Annotated in this window: 13 protein-coding genes; 9 read left to right on the top strand and 4 right to left on the bottom strand. The window is 43.2% G+C overall.

Annotation, left to right across the window (positions count from 1 at the left end; genetic code table 11):
- Positions 1-127: 127 nt before the first annotated feature.
- A complete protein-coding gene (locus WAZ74_RS03110; protein WP_422305695.1) occupies positions 128-1,075 on the bottom strand; it encodes a dienelactone hydrolase family protein in 948 nt (315 codons plus the stop codon).
- Positions 1,076-1,375: 300 nt separating this feature from the next.
- On the opposite strand from WAZ74_RS03110, the gene WAZ74_RS03105 reads away from it, so the two are divergent.
- The 8 genes from WAZ74_RS03105 (at position 1,376) to mmsB (ending at position 13,090) form a co-directional block, all read left to right on the top strand.
- Positions 1,376-2,728: an MFS transporter gene (locus WAZ74_RS03105; RefSeq protein ID WP_422305693.1), complete on the top strand. Its 1,353-nt coding sequence runs from the start codon at positions 1,376-1,378 to the stop codon at positions 2,726-2,728.
- Between the two features lie 214 nt (positions 2,729-2,942).
- On the top strand, positions 2,943-4,613 hold the full coding sequence (locus tag WAZ74_RS03100) for a fatty acid--CoA ligase (protein ID WP_422305691.1): 1,671 nt from the start codon (positions 2,943-2,945) through the stop codon (positions 4,611-4,613).
- A 246-nt stretch (positions 4,614-4,859) separates the two neighbouring features.
- Positions 4,860-6,914 carry a propionate--CoA ligase gene (locus WAZ74_RS03095; RefSeq protein ID WP_422305689.1) on the top strand — a complete coding sequence of 685 codons (2,055 nt, stop codon included), beginning with the start codon at positions 4,860-4,862 and terminating at the stop codon, positions 6,912-6,914.
- 267 nt (positions 6,915-7,181) lie between these two features.
- Complete coding sequence (locus WAZ74_RS03090; protein ID WP_422305687.1) at positions 7,182-8,669, top strand: CoA-acylating methylmalonate-semialdehyde dehydrogenase; 1,488 nt, start codon at positions 7,182-7,184, stop codon at positions 8,667-8,669.
- A gap of 52 nt (positions 8,670-8,721) precedes the next feature.
- Entirely contained in the window at positions 8,722-9,882 is a 1,161-nt protein-coding gene (locus tag WAZ74_RS03085; RefSeq protein ID WP_422305685.1) for an acyl-CoA dehydrogenase family protein, read from the top strand.
- 45 nt (positions 9,883-9,927) lie between these two features.
- Positions 9,928-10,710, top strand: a complete 783-nt coding sequence (locus WAZ74_RS03080; protein WP_422305683.1) for an enoyl-CoA hydratase — start codon at positions 9,928-9,930, stop codon at positions 10,708-10,710.
- 60 nt (positions 10,711-10,770) lie between these two features.
- The gene (locus WAZ74_RS03075) at positions 10,771-12,030 is read left to right on the top strand and encodes an enoyl-CoA hydratase/isomerase family protein (RefSeq protein WP_422305681.1); all 1,260 of its coding nucleotides are present in this window, start codon (positions 10,771-10,773) and stop codon (positions 12,028-12,030) included.
- A 103-nt stretch (positions 12,031-12,133) separates the two neighbouring features.
- The gene (gene mmsB / locus WAZ74_RS03070) at positions 12,134-13,090 is read left to right on the top strand and encodes a 3-hydroxyisobutyrate dehydrogenase (RefSeq protein WP_422305679.1); all 957 of its coding nucleotides are present in this window, start codon (positions 12,134-12,136) and stop codon (positions 13,088-13,090) included.
- Positions 13,091-13,244: 154 nt separating this feature from the next.
- On the opposite strand, the gene WAZ74_RS03065 is transcribed toward mmsB, so the two are convergent.
- Positions 13,245-14,003 carry an IclR family transcriptional regulator gene (locus WAZ74_RS03065; protein WP_422305677.1) on the bottom strand — a complete coding sequence of 253 codons (759 nt, stop codon included), beginning with the start codon at positions 14,001-14,003 and terminating at the stop codon, positions 13,245-13,247.
- Between the two features lie 660 nt (positions 14,004-14,663).
- Between WAZ74_RS03065 and WAZ74_RS03060 the strand changes: the two genes are divergently transcribed.
- Positions 14,664-15,509: a hypothetical protein gene (locus tag WAZ74_RS03060; RefSeq protein ID WP_422305675.1), complete on the top strand. Its 846-nt coding sequence runs from the start codon at positions 14,664-14,666 to the stop codon at positions 15,507-15,509.
- A gap of 130 nt (positions 15,510-15,639) precedes the next feature.
- On the opposite strand, the gene WAZ74_RS03055 is transcribed toward WAZ74_RS03060, so the two are convergent.
- Positions 15,640-16,428: a 4'-phosphopantetheinyl transferase family protein gene (locus WAZ74_RS03055; protein WP_422305673.1), complete on the bottom strand. Its 789-nt coding sequence runs from the start codon at positions 16,426-16,428 to the stop codon at positions 15,640-15,642.
- 123 nt (positions 16,429-16,551) lie between these two features.
- The gene (gene pal, locus WAZ74_RS03050; RefSeq protein WP_422305671.1) at positions 16,552-17,070 is read right to left on the bottom strand and encodes a peptidoglycan-associated lipoprotein Pal; all 519 of its coding nucleotides are present in this window, start codon (positions 17,068-17,070) and stop codon (positions 16,552-16,554) included.
- Positions 17,071-17,545: the final 475 nt, after the last annotated feature.

Genomic DNA, 17,545 nt, shown 5'->3' with positions numbered 1-17,545 from the left:
AAAAGATACGTATTGTAGTGCCGCGTAACTGATATGAATTTTTATTGCTTGCTGTGTCTACGCTGACAGAGGCTGCAAAAAATAAATACCAGTCACGCTGTATCACTTTTAAAGCAGCCTGACTATACTATACGCAATCTTTATAGTCGTAACCTGATATACGAGGGCTATTACCGTAGTCTTCTTTGCTACATAAAAACTTATCAAAACGTCTATCATCGTTTATATAACGGTGCATCCATGCAATGCCGGGCTTACTGAGTAATATCTCATTAAAACGATAGCTTGGACAAAAGTGACTACCATTTTTTACCTCAATCTTCATTTTAGGTCCAGAAGCATTGTTATAAAAGACATTGCCATATTCGTTGTTAGATGCGATGCGGTCGTTCTGACAACTAATAAATAACGCTGGCGTATCCATGTTGCCATAGCTTTTATCGTGATAGGGCGTTTGCGGAATAATGGCACGAACGGCACTACGCTCTGTCGCTAACTGCAGCGCACCGCCGCCGCCCATTGACCAGCCAATAGCGCCCAGACGATTACTATCTATCTGAGCACCAACGGTGCTGTCATTAATAATGTGATCTAGAGCTGAACTTAATTGAGTCGCCCGGCTATCTGGATCATCATAAATGGTGTTGGTATCAATAGTGATAACGACAAACCCCCAAGAAGCCAGACGTGGTCCCCACCATTTGATAGACGATTCATAAGACACATAACCGGGTACCACTGCGATACCGCCTAACAGACCACAGCCGCCAGCATTGGTTGGATAATGAATCGTTCCGCCACCAAAGCCGTTTGCTAACTGGCGAGGCACGGGCTTACTAGCCACAGAAAAAGGACCGTTATCTCGCGTATCTGAAAGCTCAGCCGCAGTGATGACACTATCAGCAATACAGTTTGATTGCTTTGATAATGATTCTAGCGATGACACTGATTCTAGCGATGTTGGCAATACCTTTGTTGATAGTGCGTTGTCTGAGGTGACGGCTATCACATTCATAGAGAAAATAAGTGCGCTTGTAGCGGCAAGCAGCGTTGGGAAAAAAATTATTTTTGGCATGATAAATAGTCTGTTATATGAGGATTGTTTTTTCAGTAAGTTCTCTGGATTACGTTCTGCTAACGCTAACTTATATAATGTGTATAGCAAGTCGGAATAATAGTAGACAGTAATCTATTAACTGTCAAAAATATAAGTCACCTACCCAGTGTTGATACTATGTGTTTAAAATAAAATTAATAGCACAACGTGAATAACACTCCGAAACCTGAGTTTGTTATTCGATGTGATAAAATAAAGCCTCACCTGTTTTATTGTGAGCCATGATTTTTTAGTGATTGGCTCAGATATTAGTGCTTCATGTCTATCACCTATGCCAAGTTAGCTTCAGCTAAAGAGGCCTCCAATACAGTCAGTAACACTTTGAATAATACTTTGAATAATACTTTGAATAATACGATTAATAATAATACCTATAACGACGCCAAAGACAACACATCAGCAAACAGTGCTATTGAAGCGCTTAAAATTCAGCCACCATTTTATTCACCCTCGTGGATATTAAAGCTCACCATTGGTTTGATTGGGATGTTTGCTTTTTTGCAGGTATATTCTATTCAAGCAATTTTGCCGGTATTGATGATGGATTTTTCAGCCACTGAAGTGCAGGCAGGGATGATTGTCGGCGCGACGGTGATGGCAATCGCTATCATGTCGCCGTTTTTGGGGATGCTATCTGATGCCGTCGGGCGCAAGTCATTTATCGTTGGAGCACTGTTATTTTTAGCGATACCTACTGCTTTAATTGCTCAAAGTCCTGATATTGGCTGGATGGGCATGTGGCGGTTTATGCAGGGGCTGTCTGTGCCAGGTATTACTGTAGTGACAATCGCTTATATCGGTGAGGAGTTTGAGGGGCGCGCCGTAACAGAACTGATGTCGTTTTATGTCTCAGGTTCGGTACTTGGCGGCTTTATGGGGCGGTTTTTACTGGGGCATTTACATGAGCTCATCGGCTGGCGTGCAGGCTATTATGTCATGGCAGTGATGACACTTATCGGTGCGCTATGGGTCGGTAAAATGCTGCCATCGTCGCGGCACTTTGTGGCCAATCCAAATTTTCGCTCAGCGATGCAGACGCTCGGTGAGCATTTGACCAATCGCTACGTCGTGACAGCTTGCTTGCTTGGTGCCTGTGTGTTGTTTTCGCTCGTAGGGTGTTTTACCTTTATCAATTTGCATCTTGCTGGCACGCCATATGAATTGGGTACGGGCGCGCTTGCCAATATTTTTGCAGTCTATTTGATCGGGGTCATTATCACGCCATTATCGACTACATTATTACGCCGATTTGGCGCTGCACGAACCGTTCGAGTAGCGGTTGTTGTGTCGATGCTTGGTGTGTTGTTAACGCTTGTGACGCCGTTATGGGGTATTGTCATTGGGCTTGCTATTATGTCATCAGGCGTATTTATTACCCAAGCTGCGACGATCAGTTATATCGCAGTTAATGTTAAAAAAGGACGCTCGTTGGCTTCTGGCTTATATTACATGGGTTATTACGCTGGCGGTACGATGGGGGCATGGCTATGCGGTATCGTTTATGCGCGTGGACAGTGGTCGCTTACCGTTTGGTTATTACTATTTGTACAAGTATTGGCATTGTTAGTCGCAAGCGTTGGGATGGTCAAAACACGTGTACGTGCGAATTAATATAGACTTGTCATAGCATAATGAGACGAATATTTAAATGATAGTTATCGAATCTGTAGTCGTACGATACTTACGCAAGAAGGCTTTACATAGTCTGGGTTTTTTTCTACTATCAAGAAGCGTCTTATCAAGAGTAACGATAAATATCATCGTAAAGTCATCCATTATAAAACCATTTGAATGAGCTGAAATAAGCCACAAGGAAGTCATGTTTATGTCAAATATCTATCACAGCGCACCCTCTGCTTACGATTATCCATTATTGATTAAACAACTGCTAAACCGTGCCAAAACTGTATCGCTAGACCAAGAAATCGTCTATGCGGATAAAAATCGCTTCACTTATAAAGAGCTGTTTAACCGTATTAATCGCTTAGCGAATGTTTTAGATGGCTTAAACCTTGATGCTGGTGACGTGGTGGCAGTGATGGATTGGGACAGTCATCGCTACTTAGAGTCGTATTTTGCGATACCGATGTCGCAGTACATCTTACAAACCGTTAACATCCGCCTGTCACCAGAAAAAGTTCTTTATACCATTAATCACGCGAAACCAAAAGTGCTGATGCTCAACTCTGAATTTGCACCATTGGTCAAAGACTATCAGTTTGAAAACTCAAGTATTGAGCATATTATTTGGCTTGATGATAATGGGGTGACGTCAGAAGGAGTTTTTGGCGGTAATCAAAACCGTGTTACTGGTGAATATGAAGCGTTACTAGAAGCGGCCAATAGTGAGTTTGAATTTCCGGATTTTGACGAAAATACCATCGCAACGACCTTTTATACCTCGGGTACGACAGGTGATCCGAAAGGTGTGTTCTTTAGCCATCGCCAACTAGTGCTACATACCCTCACAGAAGCTGCGACGCTAGGCATGCTGCCGAATAAGCAAGGCGTCAGCTATGGTGATGTCTATATGCCAATGACGCCGATGTTCCACGTACATGCGTGGGGCTTTCCGTTTACGGCGACGATGGTTGGTCTCAAGCAAGTGTATCCGGGACGCTATGCACCGGATTTGTTAATGGATTTGATTATTAACGAAAAGGTGAGTATCACCCATTGCGTACCAACGATTTTACAGATGGTTCTTAAAGAGGCGCAGGATCGTGACGCCAGCTTTAATGGTTTAAAAATGATTATCGGTGGTTCAAGATTGACCGAAGGCTTGGCTAAAGCGGCAATGACACAGGGTATTGAGGTGTATACCGGCTATGGTATGTCAGAGACAGCGCCGCTCATTAGCTTGACAGAATTTAGCCTAGATGAGCCTGCGATGACGGAAGATGAAGACATTGCCCGTCGCTGTATGACAGGTAAGCCGGTACTGATGGTTGATGCGCAAGTGTGGAATACCAGCAATGAGTCGGTTGGTAAAGGTAAAGATAATACCGGCGAGCTGGTGCTACGAGCACCTTGGTTGACCCAAAGCTATCTGAAAAATGATGATGCGGGTAAAGAGCTATGGGAACATGGCTATATGCATACCCAAGACATCGCCTATATACGCCCTGATGGTTATATTCAAATTACCGATCGTTTAAAAGACGTGATTAAATCAGGTGGTGAGTGGATATCATCACTTGAGATTGAGACGATTTTATCATTGCATCCCTCGGTGGCTGACGTGTCAGTGATTGGTGTGCGTGATAAGCAGTGGGGCGAGCGTCCGTTAGCATTAGTCGTACTTAAGCCTGCTTGCCAAGATACCAAAGCGGAAGATATCAAAGCGATTGCTGAGCAGGCAGTGGAGCGCGGTATTATCCCTAAATACGGTGTACCTAGTCAGTTTAAATTTGTCGATGAATTACCTAAAACGTCTGTTGGTAAACATGATAAAAAAGTCATGCGTGAGATGTATGATTATCAGACCGAAGTATAATAGGATTAAATTATTCGCTTGTAAATTGCTTGAAGCTGTCAAAATATCGAGTAGATGACACGCGTAATAGTTGACCTTTATGATTAGCTCTGCTACATTTTAAACTGATACTCATTAAACCGATACACTATGTATCGGTTTTTTTGCTTTAGTAAGGACAGCTGGCAAGGAAAGCCAGTCTTATATTATGATATTATTTAATAAAATCGTATCGCATCAACCATCATTACGCTAAGGACAGCTATTATGAGCGAGCAAACTACTAACGCAACCGTCAATCCCATTACCAATCCAGTCACCAATTCATTCAGCAATCAAGTGGCTACCCAGACCTTTGCTGATATCTATCAGTCATCTATTAACGATCGTGAGCAGTTTTGGGCAGAGCAAGCGAAGCGTATTTACTGGCATAAAGAGCCGGAGCAAATCCTTGATGACAGTAATTTGCCGTTTGCCAAGTGGTTTGTCGGTGGTGAGACCAATCTATGCTACAACTGCGTCGACCGTCATTTAGCCGACCGCGCTGAGCAAGATGCGTTTATTTGGCTGACTTCAGAGATTAATCAAGAACTCATCGAGACCTATCCAGCGATCGTTGATGCCTTTAATGACTTGGGCAATAACGTTGAATTTTATACCGACTATACCAAGCGCCGCTTAACTTATAATGACTTGTATAAAGAGGTCAATTATTTTGCGGATGTATTGCAGCGTCATGGTATCGGCGAGGGCGATCGAGTCATCATCTACATGCCGATGATTTTGGAAGCGGCTTATGCCATGCTAGCGTGTGCGCGTATTGGTGCCATTCATTCAGTCGTATTTGGTGGCTTTGCCGCGCACAATCTTGCCATTCGTATAGATGATGCGGAAGCGAAAATGGTCATCACGGTAGATGCTGGCTTGCGTGGCGGCAAGGTCATTAATTATAAAAATCTCGTTAATCAAGGTATCGAGCAAGCAGCCGTGAAGCCTGAGCATGTATTGGTGGTTGATCGCGGTATTTTGCCATTTAAAGCGCAAAATATTGATATAGATTATGCGACGGAGCGCCGTATCAGTTGCGAAGCCAATGCCATCGTCGAGCCAGTATGGCTAGAGTCAAATACCCCCTCATATTTGCTTTATACCTCTGGCACCACAGGTACACCAAAGGGCGTACAGCGTGATACTGGCGGTCATGCTGTTGCGCTAACGACCTCGATGGATTATATCTATGATGGTAAAGCTGGCGAGACCTTTTGGGCAATATCGGATATCGGTTGGGCTGTCGGGCATTCTTATACTATTTATGCGCCATTGCTGGCTGGCATGACCAGCGTCATGTATGAGGGGTTACCGCACCGTCCAAATCCTGGTATTTGGTGGCGCATCGTTGAAGCCAACAAGGTTAATATTTTATTCACCGCACCGACCGGTGTGCGTATGTTGAAAAAACAAGATGAGACATGGATGACGCGCTACGATGTCTCAAGTCTTAAGTCGTTCTTTTTAGCAGGCGAGCCGCTAGATGAATCGACTGCCAATTGGCTTACTAAGCATTTAGGCGTGCCTATTTTGGATCATTATTGGCAAACTGAATCAGGCTGGCCGATTTTGAGTAATACGCCCAAATTTAATCATAAACCGCATAAACAAGGCTCGCCCGGTTTTCCGATGTACGGCTACGATGTGCATGTCATCAATGAAGAAACGGGCAAACCTTGCGCTGCTGGCGAGAAAGGGTTACTTGCGATTCGTGCACCCTTACCACCCGGCTGTTTAACGACGGTTTGGCGTAATGATAAGCGCTTTATTGATAGCTACTTTAGCTTAGCGGATAGCAATCAATACTCGACTTCAGACTATGCTGTCGTTGATGAGGACGGCTACTTTCATATTCTTGGTCGTACAGACGATGTCATTAATGTCGCAGGTCATAGACTCGGCACCCAAGAAATTGAAGAAGCTATTAGCACCCATCCAGAAGTGGCAGAGTGTGCTGTTGTGGGTATTCATGATGAGCTTAAAGGTGAGTTACCCATCGCTTTCTGTGTGCTTAGAGATCAAGAGCAAGTGGCTACTACCGAAAATCGCTTCCGTCTTGAGCAACAAATTATTGGTGCGGTTGTTAAGTCACTCGGCGGTATTGCACGTCCGGCCGCAGTGTATTTTCCGCCAGCACTACCAAAAACCCGATCCGGTAAAATCTTACGCCGTGCTATTCGAGCGTTAGCAGAGAAGAAACCAACGGGTGATATGTCAACACTTGATAATCCAACCGCGATTGATGCGGTTAAGCAGTCCATGAAAGATTACTAGAAGGGCTATTTCAGAAAAATAGTCTATCGTTAATCATTTATAGTAAAGCCTATGACTCATCATAGGCTTTTTTGTGGACTGAAAACTTGCGTAAGGTTGCACGTTAATAAAACTTTAATAAAGCACTTGACCACAAAATCATATTATTGCTATAGTTAATAACGATACAAATTAAATCATTTTAAATTAAAGGCGTTGCTCAGCTTAATTTGACCTCCTGTCATTGAGTGAATAGCAGCAGTCTCGCAATCAAGATAAGGATATCTTATGCATCACGTCCAACAACTTATTAATGGTCAATTTACTAAGTCTACGACCAGAGAATGGATTGATATTACTGATCCGGCAACGCAAGAAGTCATCGCCAAAGTTCCGCAAACGACTGAGGATGAAATCAATCAAGCCGTTGCCGCTGCAAAAGCAGCCTTTCAAACATGGCGTAAGACACCTATCACCACTCGTGCTCGTATCTTCTTAACCTACCAAGCCTTAATTCGCGAGCATATGGATGAGCTGGCAGGCATTTTGACTGCCGAGCAAGGTAAAACGCTTGCGGATGCACGTGGTGACGTATTTCGCGGTTTAGAAGTGGTTGAGCATGCTGCTGGTGTTGCTAATTTACAAATTGGTGACTATGTTGAAAACGTCGCATCTGGTGTTGACACATATAGCGTTTGGCAGCCGCTTGGTGTCTGCGCGGGTATCACACCATTTAACTTCCCAGCAATGATTCCACTTTGGATGTTCCCGATGGCGATTGCTACCGGCAATACCTTCATTCTTAAACCTTCTGAACAAGATCCAATGGTTACGATGCGCTTGGTTGAGCTGGCAATAGAAGCGGGCGTTCCTGAAGGCGTGCTCAATGTTGTCCATGGCGGTAAAGCAACAGTCGACGCCATCTGTGATCACCCTGATATTAAAGCGGTATCTTTTGTCGGTTCTACTGCTGTCGGTAAGCATGTTTACGAGCGTGCCAGTCAATCAGGTAAACGTGCACAGTGTATGATGGGCGCAAAAAATCATGGCGTTATCCTGCCAGATGCCAATAAAGAACAAACCTTAAATCAATTGGCAGGCGCGGCATTTGGTGCAGCTGGTCAACGCTGTATGGCGTTATCAGTTGTAGTATTAGTCGGTGCAGCAGGTGAGTGGGTCGATGATATCAAAGCCAAAGCAGAAGGCTTAGTAGTTTCCGCTGGTAAGCACGATAAAGATTTAGGTCCACTGATTTCTCCTGCGGCAAAAGCGCGTGTTGAGCATTTGATTGGTACAGGGGTAGAAGAAGGGGCAAGCTTGATACTCGATGGTCGTGGTCTTACCGTCGAAGGTTTCGAGAAGGGTAACTTCGTTGGTCCGACTATCTTTGATAACGTCACTAGCGATATGCAAATTTACAAAGAAGAAATATTTGGTCCTGTCCTATGTATCATGCGCGCCGACAGTCTTGATGAAGCGATAGAGCTGCTCAACGCCAATCCGCATGGTAATGGCACGGCTATCTTTACCCAGTCAGGAGCCGCCGCGCATAAATTCCAGCAAGATATCGAAGTTGGTCAAATCGGTATTAATTTACCCATTCCTGTGCCACTACCAATGTTCTCTTTCTCAGGCTCACGCGCGAGTAAACTGGGTGATCTCGGCCCTTATGGCAAACAAGCGGTACAGTTTTATACCCAAACTAAGACCGTAACCGCCCGTTGGTTTGATGATGAGGCAAGCCGTGGTAAAGTAAATACCACTATCTCAATGTAATTGAGTCTAACCTCATAGCTATAATTGCGCTTAGACGCACAAGGATGACCTTATGGATTTCTCATTAACTGCTGATCAAGTTGCCTTTAAACAAACCGCAAGACAGTTTGCCCAAAAAGAGCTGAAGCCAAATGCTGCTGAATGGGATCGCAACTCACATTTCCCAGTCGATGTCATTAAAAAATCTGGCGAGCTTGGTTTTTTAGGGCTATATACCAATCCAGAATATGATGGTTTGGGTTTACCTCGTTTGGACTCTGCGATGGTTTTCGAAGAGTTAGCATGGGGCGATACTTCAGTCGCCGCTTATATGAGCATCCATAATATGGTGGCATGGATGATTGGCGAGTATGGTAGCGCCAGTTTATGTCAGCAATATCTGCCCAATATGGTCAGCGGTGAATGGCTTGGCAGCTACTGTCTAACTGAAGCTAATGCCGGTTCTGATGCGGCGTCTTTGCGTACCAAAGCGGATAAACAAGGCGATTATTATGTGCTAAATGGTGAAAAAGCATTTATCTCAGGCGCAGGCGAGACCGACGTTTTAGTGGTTATGGCACGTACGGGTGCTAGTGGACCCAAAGGCGTTTCAGCATTTGTCGTTGATGCCGATAGTGCTGGTATCGAATACGGTAAAAACGAGCATAAAATGGGCTGGAAAGCACAGCCAACGCGTACCATTAGCTTTAAAGATGTCAAAGTACCCGCGTCGAACTTGATAGGCGAGGAAGGTCAAGGCTTTCGTATCGCTATGAAAGGCCTTGATGGTGGGCGTATTAATATCGGTATTTGTGCGGTAGGTACAGCACAAGCAGCGCTTGAAACTGCGACCAATTATGTCAAAGAGCGTAGCCAGTTTGGTAGTCCTATTGCCAGCCTACAATCGGTACAATTTAAGCTGGCTGATATGTTGACCCAAACGATTACTGCCCGGCAAATGCTCTATTTGGCAGCCAGTAAAGTCGATAATAACGATGCGCAAGCCTCTACTTATTGTGCCATGGCAAAGCGCTTATCGACTGATCTTAGTTTTGATGTGGCAAATGAAGCCTTACAACTTCATGGCGGTTATGGCTACCTGAATGAGTATCCACTTGAGCGTCACGTGCGAGATTTGCGCGTGCATCAGATTTTGGAAGGCACCAATGAGATTATGCGGGTGATTGTCTCGCGCCAGCTGCTACAAGACGATGCACTGAGCCAACTGCGCTAACCTATTTTGATGAATAAAATGATTTTATGATAAGGATGTTTGATCATGACGGATTATACCAATCTCAAGCTATCTATTGATGGGCATATTGCTACTTTAACTTTACAGAATCCTCCAGCGCATACTTGGACGATGGATAGTCTACAAGCGCTCAAGCAGTTAATGACTGATTTAAATGCTAATGATGAGGTATATGCGTTAATCATTCACGGTGATGGCGAAAAGTTCTTTTCAGCTGGCGCGGATCTCAATAATTTTGCTGATGGCGATAAAGGTCGTGCTATTAGTATGGCGATTGCCTTTGGTGAAGCGTTTGAAGCCTTATCTGCTTATCGCGGTGTCAGTATCGCCGTCATCAATGGTTATGCAATGGGCGGCGGGCTTGAATGTGCGCTTGCTTGTGACATTCGTATCGCAGAAGATCATGCCCAAATGGCGCTACCTGAAACGGGCGTTGGCTTATTACCTTGCGCTGGTGGTACCCAAAATCTAACGGCTTTAGTAGGCGAAGGTTGGGCAAAGCGTATGATACTGTGCGGCGAGCGCGTCGATGCGACAACCGCATTACGAATTGGCTTAGTCGAAGAAGTGGTCGATAAAGGTAAAGGGTTGGAAGCGGCACAAGCTTTGGCTGTAAAAGTGGCGAAACAGTCACCAGTGGCGGTCAGCCATTCTAAACAATTGATTCAAGCGGCAAGGCATACGCCAACGGCGCAAAACCTCATTAAAGAGCGCGAAGCCTTTGTTAAGTTATTCGATACCAAAGATCAGCGTGAAGGCGTGCAAGCGTTTTTAGAGAAGCGTAAACCCAATTGGCAAAATAAATAGACGCCATCAAATTAGATTTAATGATAGTACTTTCCCTTTTAATTTTTGTAGGTCACTTTTATGACAGCAGCTATGATAGCGACGGATAATAGTAACAATCAGGAATCCATAGAAAATACAGCGCAACAAGCACCGGTATTGTTCAGTACCGAGCCGACAGACTGTGGTCATCTCATTGGGATTATGACCTTAAATGCGCCCAAGTCTTTAAATGCATTAAGTGTTGAGATGTGTCAGCTATTATCGCAGCAACTTGACCAGTGGCAAACCGATGCACAAGTGGTCGCGATATTGCTAAAAGGCGCAGGTGATAAGGCGTTCTGTGCGGGCGGTGATATCCGTAAGCTTTATGACAGCATGTCGGATTCGGCACCAATGCCCAACCCATATGCGACTGAGTTTTTTAGTCATGAGTACCGTTTATACCGCCAGATGCACTTTTACCCTAAGCCATTAATATTATGGGGTGACGGTATTATTATGGGCGGCGGCATGGGATTGATGGCGGCTTGTAGTCATCGACTGGTTACCGAGCGCACACGTTTTGCCATGCCTGAGATTACCATTGGCCTATTTCCTGATGCGTCCGGTAGCTGGTTCTTGCAACGTATGCCCGCCAAAATAGGTTTATTTTTGGGGCTAACAGGTGCGCAGTGTAATGGCAAAGACGCATTACTTAGCAATCTTGCCGAATATGCGGTTGCTAGCAGTGATTATGATGCCATCATGCAGCGTTTAATCCAAAGTAATTGGCAAGCAGCAGTCGATGCAACTCACTCGGCGACCGCGCATAGCATTACCAGTCATGCACTGGCGTCACAACCAAGCGCTGAACTTCCTGATAGTAAGCTGGCATTATATTGGCAGCCGATTCAGCAGTTGATGACTAGCGGCAGCTTGGCAGATATTGATGCCTTGATGCGCGATGATACCGCGCTCATGGCACTTGATGCTGACTTTGCTCAGGACAGCTGGACACAACGGGCTATTACTAATTATCGCCAAGGTTGTCCGGTGACTGCGGCATTGACGTACGCGATTTTTCATAAAGTCGCTGACTTATCATTAGAGCAGGTTTTATATTTAGAGATCAATGTTGCCGTACATTGTGCCGCAAATCCCGACTTTAAAGAAGGCGTGCGTGCGTTGCTTATTGATAAAGATAAAAATCCGCAGTGGTCGCGCTCATTAGCAGATTGCTTGACAGTAGAAGGACGCGAGTATATTGAGCAGCATTTTACCAATCTTTATTCTAAAGATGCCCATCCGCTTATTGATTGGCTAGGCATTGATGCCTTAGCGGCTCAGTATGTACTCTAGATTTCAAGATAAATAAAGATAAGGCAGTAGCTTTTGCCTTTTAGCTTTTACCATTCGATATTAATAAGCAACACTGACCACATAATCATCAAGGAGTGATGAGATGAGCGCAACGGAAACCGCAAAAAGTAACGATGACAGTCGTGCTCCAGCCAACGGAAAAGCTAAGCCAAACATAGCTTTTATTGGATTGGGTAATATGGGCGCGCCAATGGCGGAGAACTTGTTAAAAGCAGGGTATACGCTATCGGTATATGATTTATCTGCAGAGGCGACGCAGCGCTTACAGCAAGCAGGTGCGCGCGTCGCTGATAGTCCAAAAGCTGCTGCTGACAATGCTCAGGTAGTCATCAGTATGCTACCTGCTGGCAAGCACGTGCATTCTGTTTATCTGGGCGATAAGGGTCTATTATCAGACTTACCTAAAGGCACGCTAGTCATCGATAGCAGCACCATTGCCGCTGATGATGCGCGTACCGTAGCGGACGCCGCGACCAAGCTCGGCATTGACTTCTTAGATGCGCCAGTCTCAGGTGGCACAGGTGGCGCTATCGCTGGTAGCTTAACCTTTATCGTTGGCGGTAGCACTGAGGCATTTGCGAGAGCTGAACCAATATTGGCAACGATGGGTAAAAATGTCTTTCATGCCGGCGATCATGGTGCAGGTCAAGTCGCCAAGATTTGTAATAATATGCTGCTCGGTATTCTAATGGCAGGCACAGCAGAAGCCATTAATCTAGGCGTCAAAAACGGCTTAGATCCTAAAGTGTTGTCAGATATTATGCTACAGAGCTCAGGGCGTAACTGGACACTAGAGGTGTATAATCCTTATCCGCAAGTGATGGAAAATGTACCGTCGAGCAATGGTTATAAAGGTGGCTTTATGACTAAGCTGATGCAAAAAGATCTCAATCTTGCTATGAAAAACGCCCAAGATATTGAGGTTGACACGCCGATGGGTGCTAAAGCCACAGAGCTGTATGAAGCACATACTGTAGAAAATGGCGATAAGGATTTTTCTAGCATTATGGGCCGTTATGATCGTTCGCTATTATCTTAAGCGTAATTATATAAAATCTAAGTCTAGGTAAATATCTGTTATATCGCTAGTTGTCAGAACTTATTAAAAAGATACTGTTAAAAGAAAACAAGCATAAAAAAGGTCTGCACTATTATGATAGTGCAGACCTTTTTTCATATTCTTAATAGGCCGTTTAGCTTTGTAGATCATAGACGAGCGTTTGAATATCTTGTGCCGCTATTTGTAGTCGTGGTACATGAGTCAATAGCTCATCTAGCGATACTCGTATGGTTGGCGCATGAATATATAATGAGGCCAGATAACGAGACTTTTTATCCAATACTGGAACCGCTACAGCCACCATCTCAGAGATAAACTCTTCATTATCAATACCAATGCCAGTTTCAGCGATACGGTCAAGCTCGGCGTTTAACGCGTCAATATCAGTAATGGTATTCTTAGTAAACTTATCTAACGATAGACCTTGCAGTATCTTGTCGCGACTTGAGATGGACAGCTGACTTAAATACAGTTTGCCGGTTGCTGTACACCACATCGGTGATTTTGCGCCCACTGGTAGATAAATCTGTAACGGTAAGCTCGTTTGCGCGCGGTTGGTATAGATCATATTCATATGATAAGGAACCCCAAGACCGCACGTTTCCTTAAGTTCATCGACCAAATTTTGCAAAATTATTTGCCGCTCATTAAAAAATAGTCGCTGCTGCCAAAGCTCGACGCTTAAATTGCGTACACGCTTACCAGGAACAATGCCACCGCCAATATCGACAGTTACAAAGCCTTCATCAACCAGATTTTGAATCAATCGATGGATGGTCGGCTTTGGAATATCGAGCTTCTGCGACAGCTCAAGTGGCGAGAGTGGCTTAGAGGCGTAAGATACTGCCTCGATAATCTCTAGTACACGGGTAATCGACGATACTTTTGGCATATCAATGGCTCAGTAATAATGGAAAGAATAAAGCAGAAAATATCACGACGCTTTAATCAAAGAGACTTAAATAATGAAACTGGAGAAATGGAACTAAACAACAATAAATATAAAGACACAAGATAATAGTATTATTCAGTCTAATGTAGCATAATACCGCGCTTAGATAGGCCTATCTATCATTATATATAGATGCATTTATATTGCGTACAACTATTTATAGCGTATTTCTAAATTATTTAAAAAGTATCTACGAATTATCTGTGCTCTTGAGCAATATTAGATACGTTAACTCACAAACCACAACAAACTGTAGTAATTAACTCCATAACTGTTATTGAGTTAATTTATAAGATGGTCCATTATACTGACATATTTTGTAATACCTTTACATGACCGTTAAGCTTTCGAGTAATCATGTTTATACTGCGCAGTTGCTTTAAGAGTATTGTGTAACAAGAAAGCGAAGTTTTGCAGGTTGGTGTAGCGATTATTACAATATCTATGCAATCTTTACATAATGGTAAATAAAAAGTGCATCTTTAGGGGTGACTTTTTGAGTCAAAATTGTTTTAATCTGCACATCAAAATGATGGTTCAAAAGAAGCTAGAATATCATTTTTTTACGGGCGTGTTATTTTATACTTTAGGAGAGTAATCATGAAACTTATTAAATTAACAGCAATCTCTGCTGCTATCTTAGCGTCAACTGCTGCACTAGCTGCTGATCCAATTATCGTTATTGATGGTAATGACGCTGTTGTATACGAAGCTGAGCCAGTTGCTTATGCATACAATGCTGATGCTGGTGTAGTACGTAACACTACAGGTGCTATCGTTGGTGGTACTAAGACTTTCTTCCAAACGGTTACACATCCAGCCGCTATCAGCGCTGAAGTTGGTAGCTTAGGTTATGGTGCTAACATCGGTTGGGCATTAAACGACAAAACTGAACTACAAGCCGGTTGGGCAGGTGGTGATGTTGCTGATTTATTCGGCGGTGACTTTGATGCAAACGACGTAAACTACGAAGTTGATTCTGATTTCAGCAACCCGTACTTAGGCGTGCAATTACGTCCTATGGCGAACTGGTTCACTATGGGTGCTGGTATCATCGTTCCTGATAACGATTTTGACGTACGTGCTAATGCAAATGGTCCTAACTTTAGAATTAATAATGTTGATTATAACGCTGCTCAAACTGGTACTTTAGAAGGTACTATGGAGCATCGTAATAAACTTGCACCATATGCGACTATTGGTTTCCGTCCTAACATTACTAATAACTTTGGTTTGTTTGGTGAAATCGGTGCCGCTTATATGGGTCAAACTGACGCTACTGTTACTTCAAGTAATGCAGCTGGACCAGTTGCAGCTACAACTGTAGGTGGTGTTACTACTGTCACAGGTGCAGATGTTGCTAAAGCTGCTGAACGTGAGCTTGAAGATAAAGACTGGTTAGAGTGGTTACCAATCGTTAAACTTGGTGCAACTTATCGCTTCTAAGTTAATGACAGTCTAAGCACTGTTATTAAATGAAGTATAAGCGCATAAAAAACGACCCTTTTGAGGGTCGTTTTTTTTGTCTAAAATAAACCAATAATCATTTTTTGAACTGAATATATTTATGAATTATTTAGTAAATGATAATAGTCTGTTGAGAAGGTAAAAGAGCGATATGATAATTAGCGTCATAGTCAGTAATGACTTTTGAAGGCATATCTTCTTTAATACTATTGATTAAGTTTAGAATAAGAGAGGAGTAGTCCATTCCTAAACCCTGCGCAAGCTTATATTGATGGATTTTGATAAAGCTTTCTTTTATTTGCCACAATAACTTGACGATATGATCACGCTGGATCATTGGCAATTTTTGCAAGATAGTGAGCTCATTGGAATGATAAAAGCGCTGCGCTACATGCCATGCAATATCATTGATTTCTATATCGATACCCACAGCACGATGACGACTTAGGATTACTGCCACTTTATTTTCCACAGTGTCTAAAAGTTTTTCATGTTTGGGTGTAGTAGGTGACTTTTTGCTACTAGCGCCAGTATGACTAAAACATACGTAATATTGGCTATTTATAAGTCGGTAAGGAAAGTCAGACTCATCTAAACTATCCGTAATATCTAGCTTATTTAATAATGATTGCAGTAATAGTCGCACGCCTGTACGTTGCTGCTGGCGCTGGTCATAAGTACGTACAGACAGAGGTGTTTGAGATGTTTGATAATGCCATTTAAAGTGACACAAATTGATGTCAAAAGTGCTGAATCGGTTCGGAGTCAATAGCGCTAGCGATGTGCTTAATAAGTCTAGATTGTTTGATTGAACAGGCGTACTCACTTGCGCAGTTGCGCACCATGTCATTGGGTCGAGCTGAGTATACTGGATATGGTATAGATTGGAGTTTTGCATAATATTTTTATTGTAGAAGTTTAATACTTAGATTTATATACATCTTAGCGTAATAACATTAAAAAAGCCCAACAATATAATTGTTGGGCTTTTTTAATGCGAGTAATGTCTTGTTAAACGATATTAGTAAGACAATTCAGCACGGCGGTTTTGTGTATAAGCATCTTCGCTCTGACCAGCAGCAGCAGGACGCTCTTCACCATAGCTGATCACACGGATGTTATTTACTGCAACGCCTTGTGCTGCAAGATAATCACGTGCTGCTTGGGCACGGCGCTCACCCAATGCGACGTTATATTCACGGCTACCGCGCTCATCAGTATGACCGGCGATAACAACACCCGCTGCTGGGTTAGATCTTAATAGACCTGCGTGTTGGTTTAATACACCCGCTGATTGTGAGGTAATTTCACTGCTATCAAAGGCGAAGTACACAACCGCTTGTAGGTTTTCAGCACCAGTAATGACAGCATTTGAGTTGTCTACGATAACCGCACCATTGTAGCCAACTTGACCACCTGGGATACCTAGTGGAGCTACGACTACTTCAGAAGTAGCACGCTTAGTGGCACAACCTGATGCTAAGACAACGGCGCTTGATAATACAGCTAGTGCAGCGATTTTTGAAAAACTAGTCGACATGAGGAGCTCCTAAAATTTTAATGAATTAAATTTGTTTTTTTAAACTGCTTACGATAAAACTTAGGCAATTGCTATCTATAATATACTAAATGTTACTTTATGTAAGTACTATTACTGTAAATAATTCTAGAATTTACAAATAGATATGGCGCGCACTGTTAACGATGTTTGCCTTAATTTGTTAGTTATCATCAATGACCCTATTAAACTGTTTTAACAGTCATTATCCAACTACAGTCCATCCACTATTAAATAAATACAACGCTACTGGGATAAATTTTTCGCAGCCTCTGTCTGCGTAGGCACAGCAAGCAAGCAAAATTTATTCCAGTAGCGCCTGATAATAGTTGTATAGTCAATCCACAATAAAAGAGATACAATCCATATCATGAAAGAGCTTAGGTAGATTATTCTCCATCCACCCTTGGCGTAGAAACTTAGCTTGCGCCCATTTTTTCTCGATAGGGTTCAGATC

The organism is Psychrobacter sp. (assembly GCF_049295055.1).
Taxonomy (GTDB): domain Bacteria; phylum Pseudomonadota; class Gammaproteobacteria; order Pseudomonadales; family Moraxellaceae; genus Psychrobacter.
Note: the sequence above shows the minus strand (reverse complement) of the source record. Positions and strands in the feature narration are given on the sequence as shown.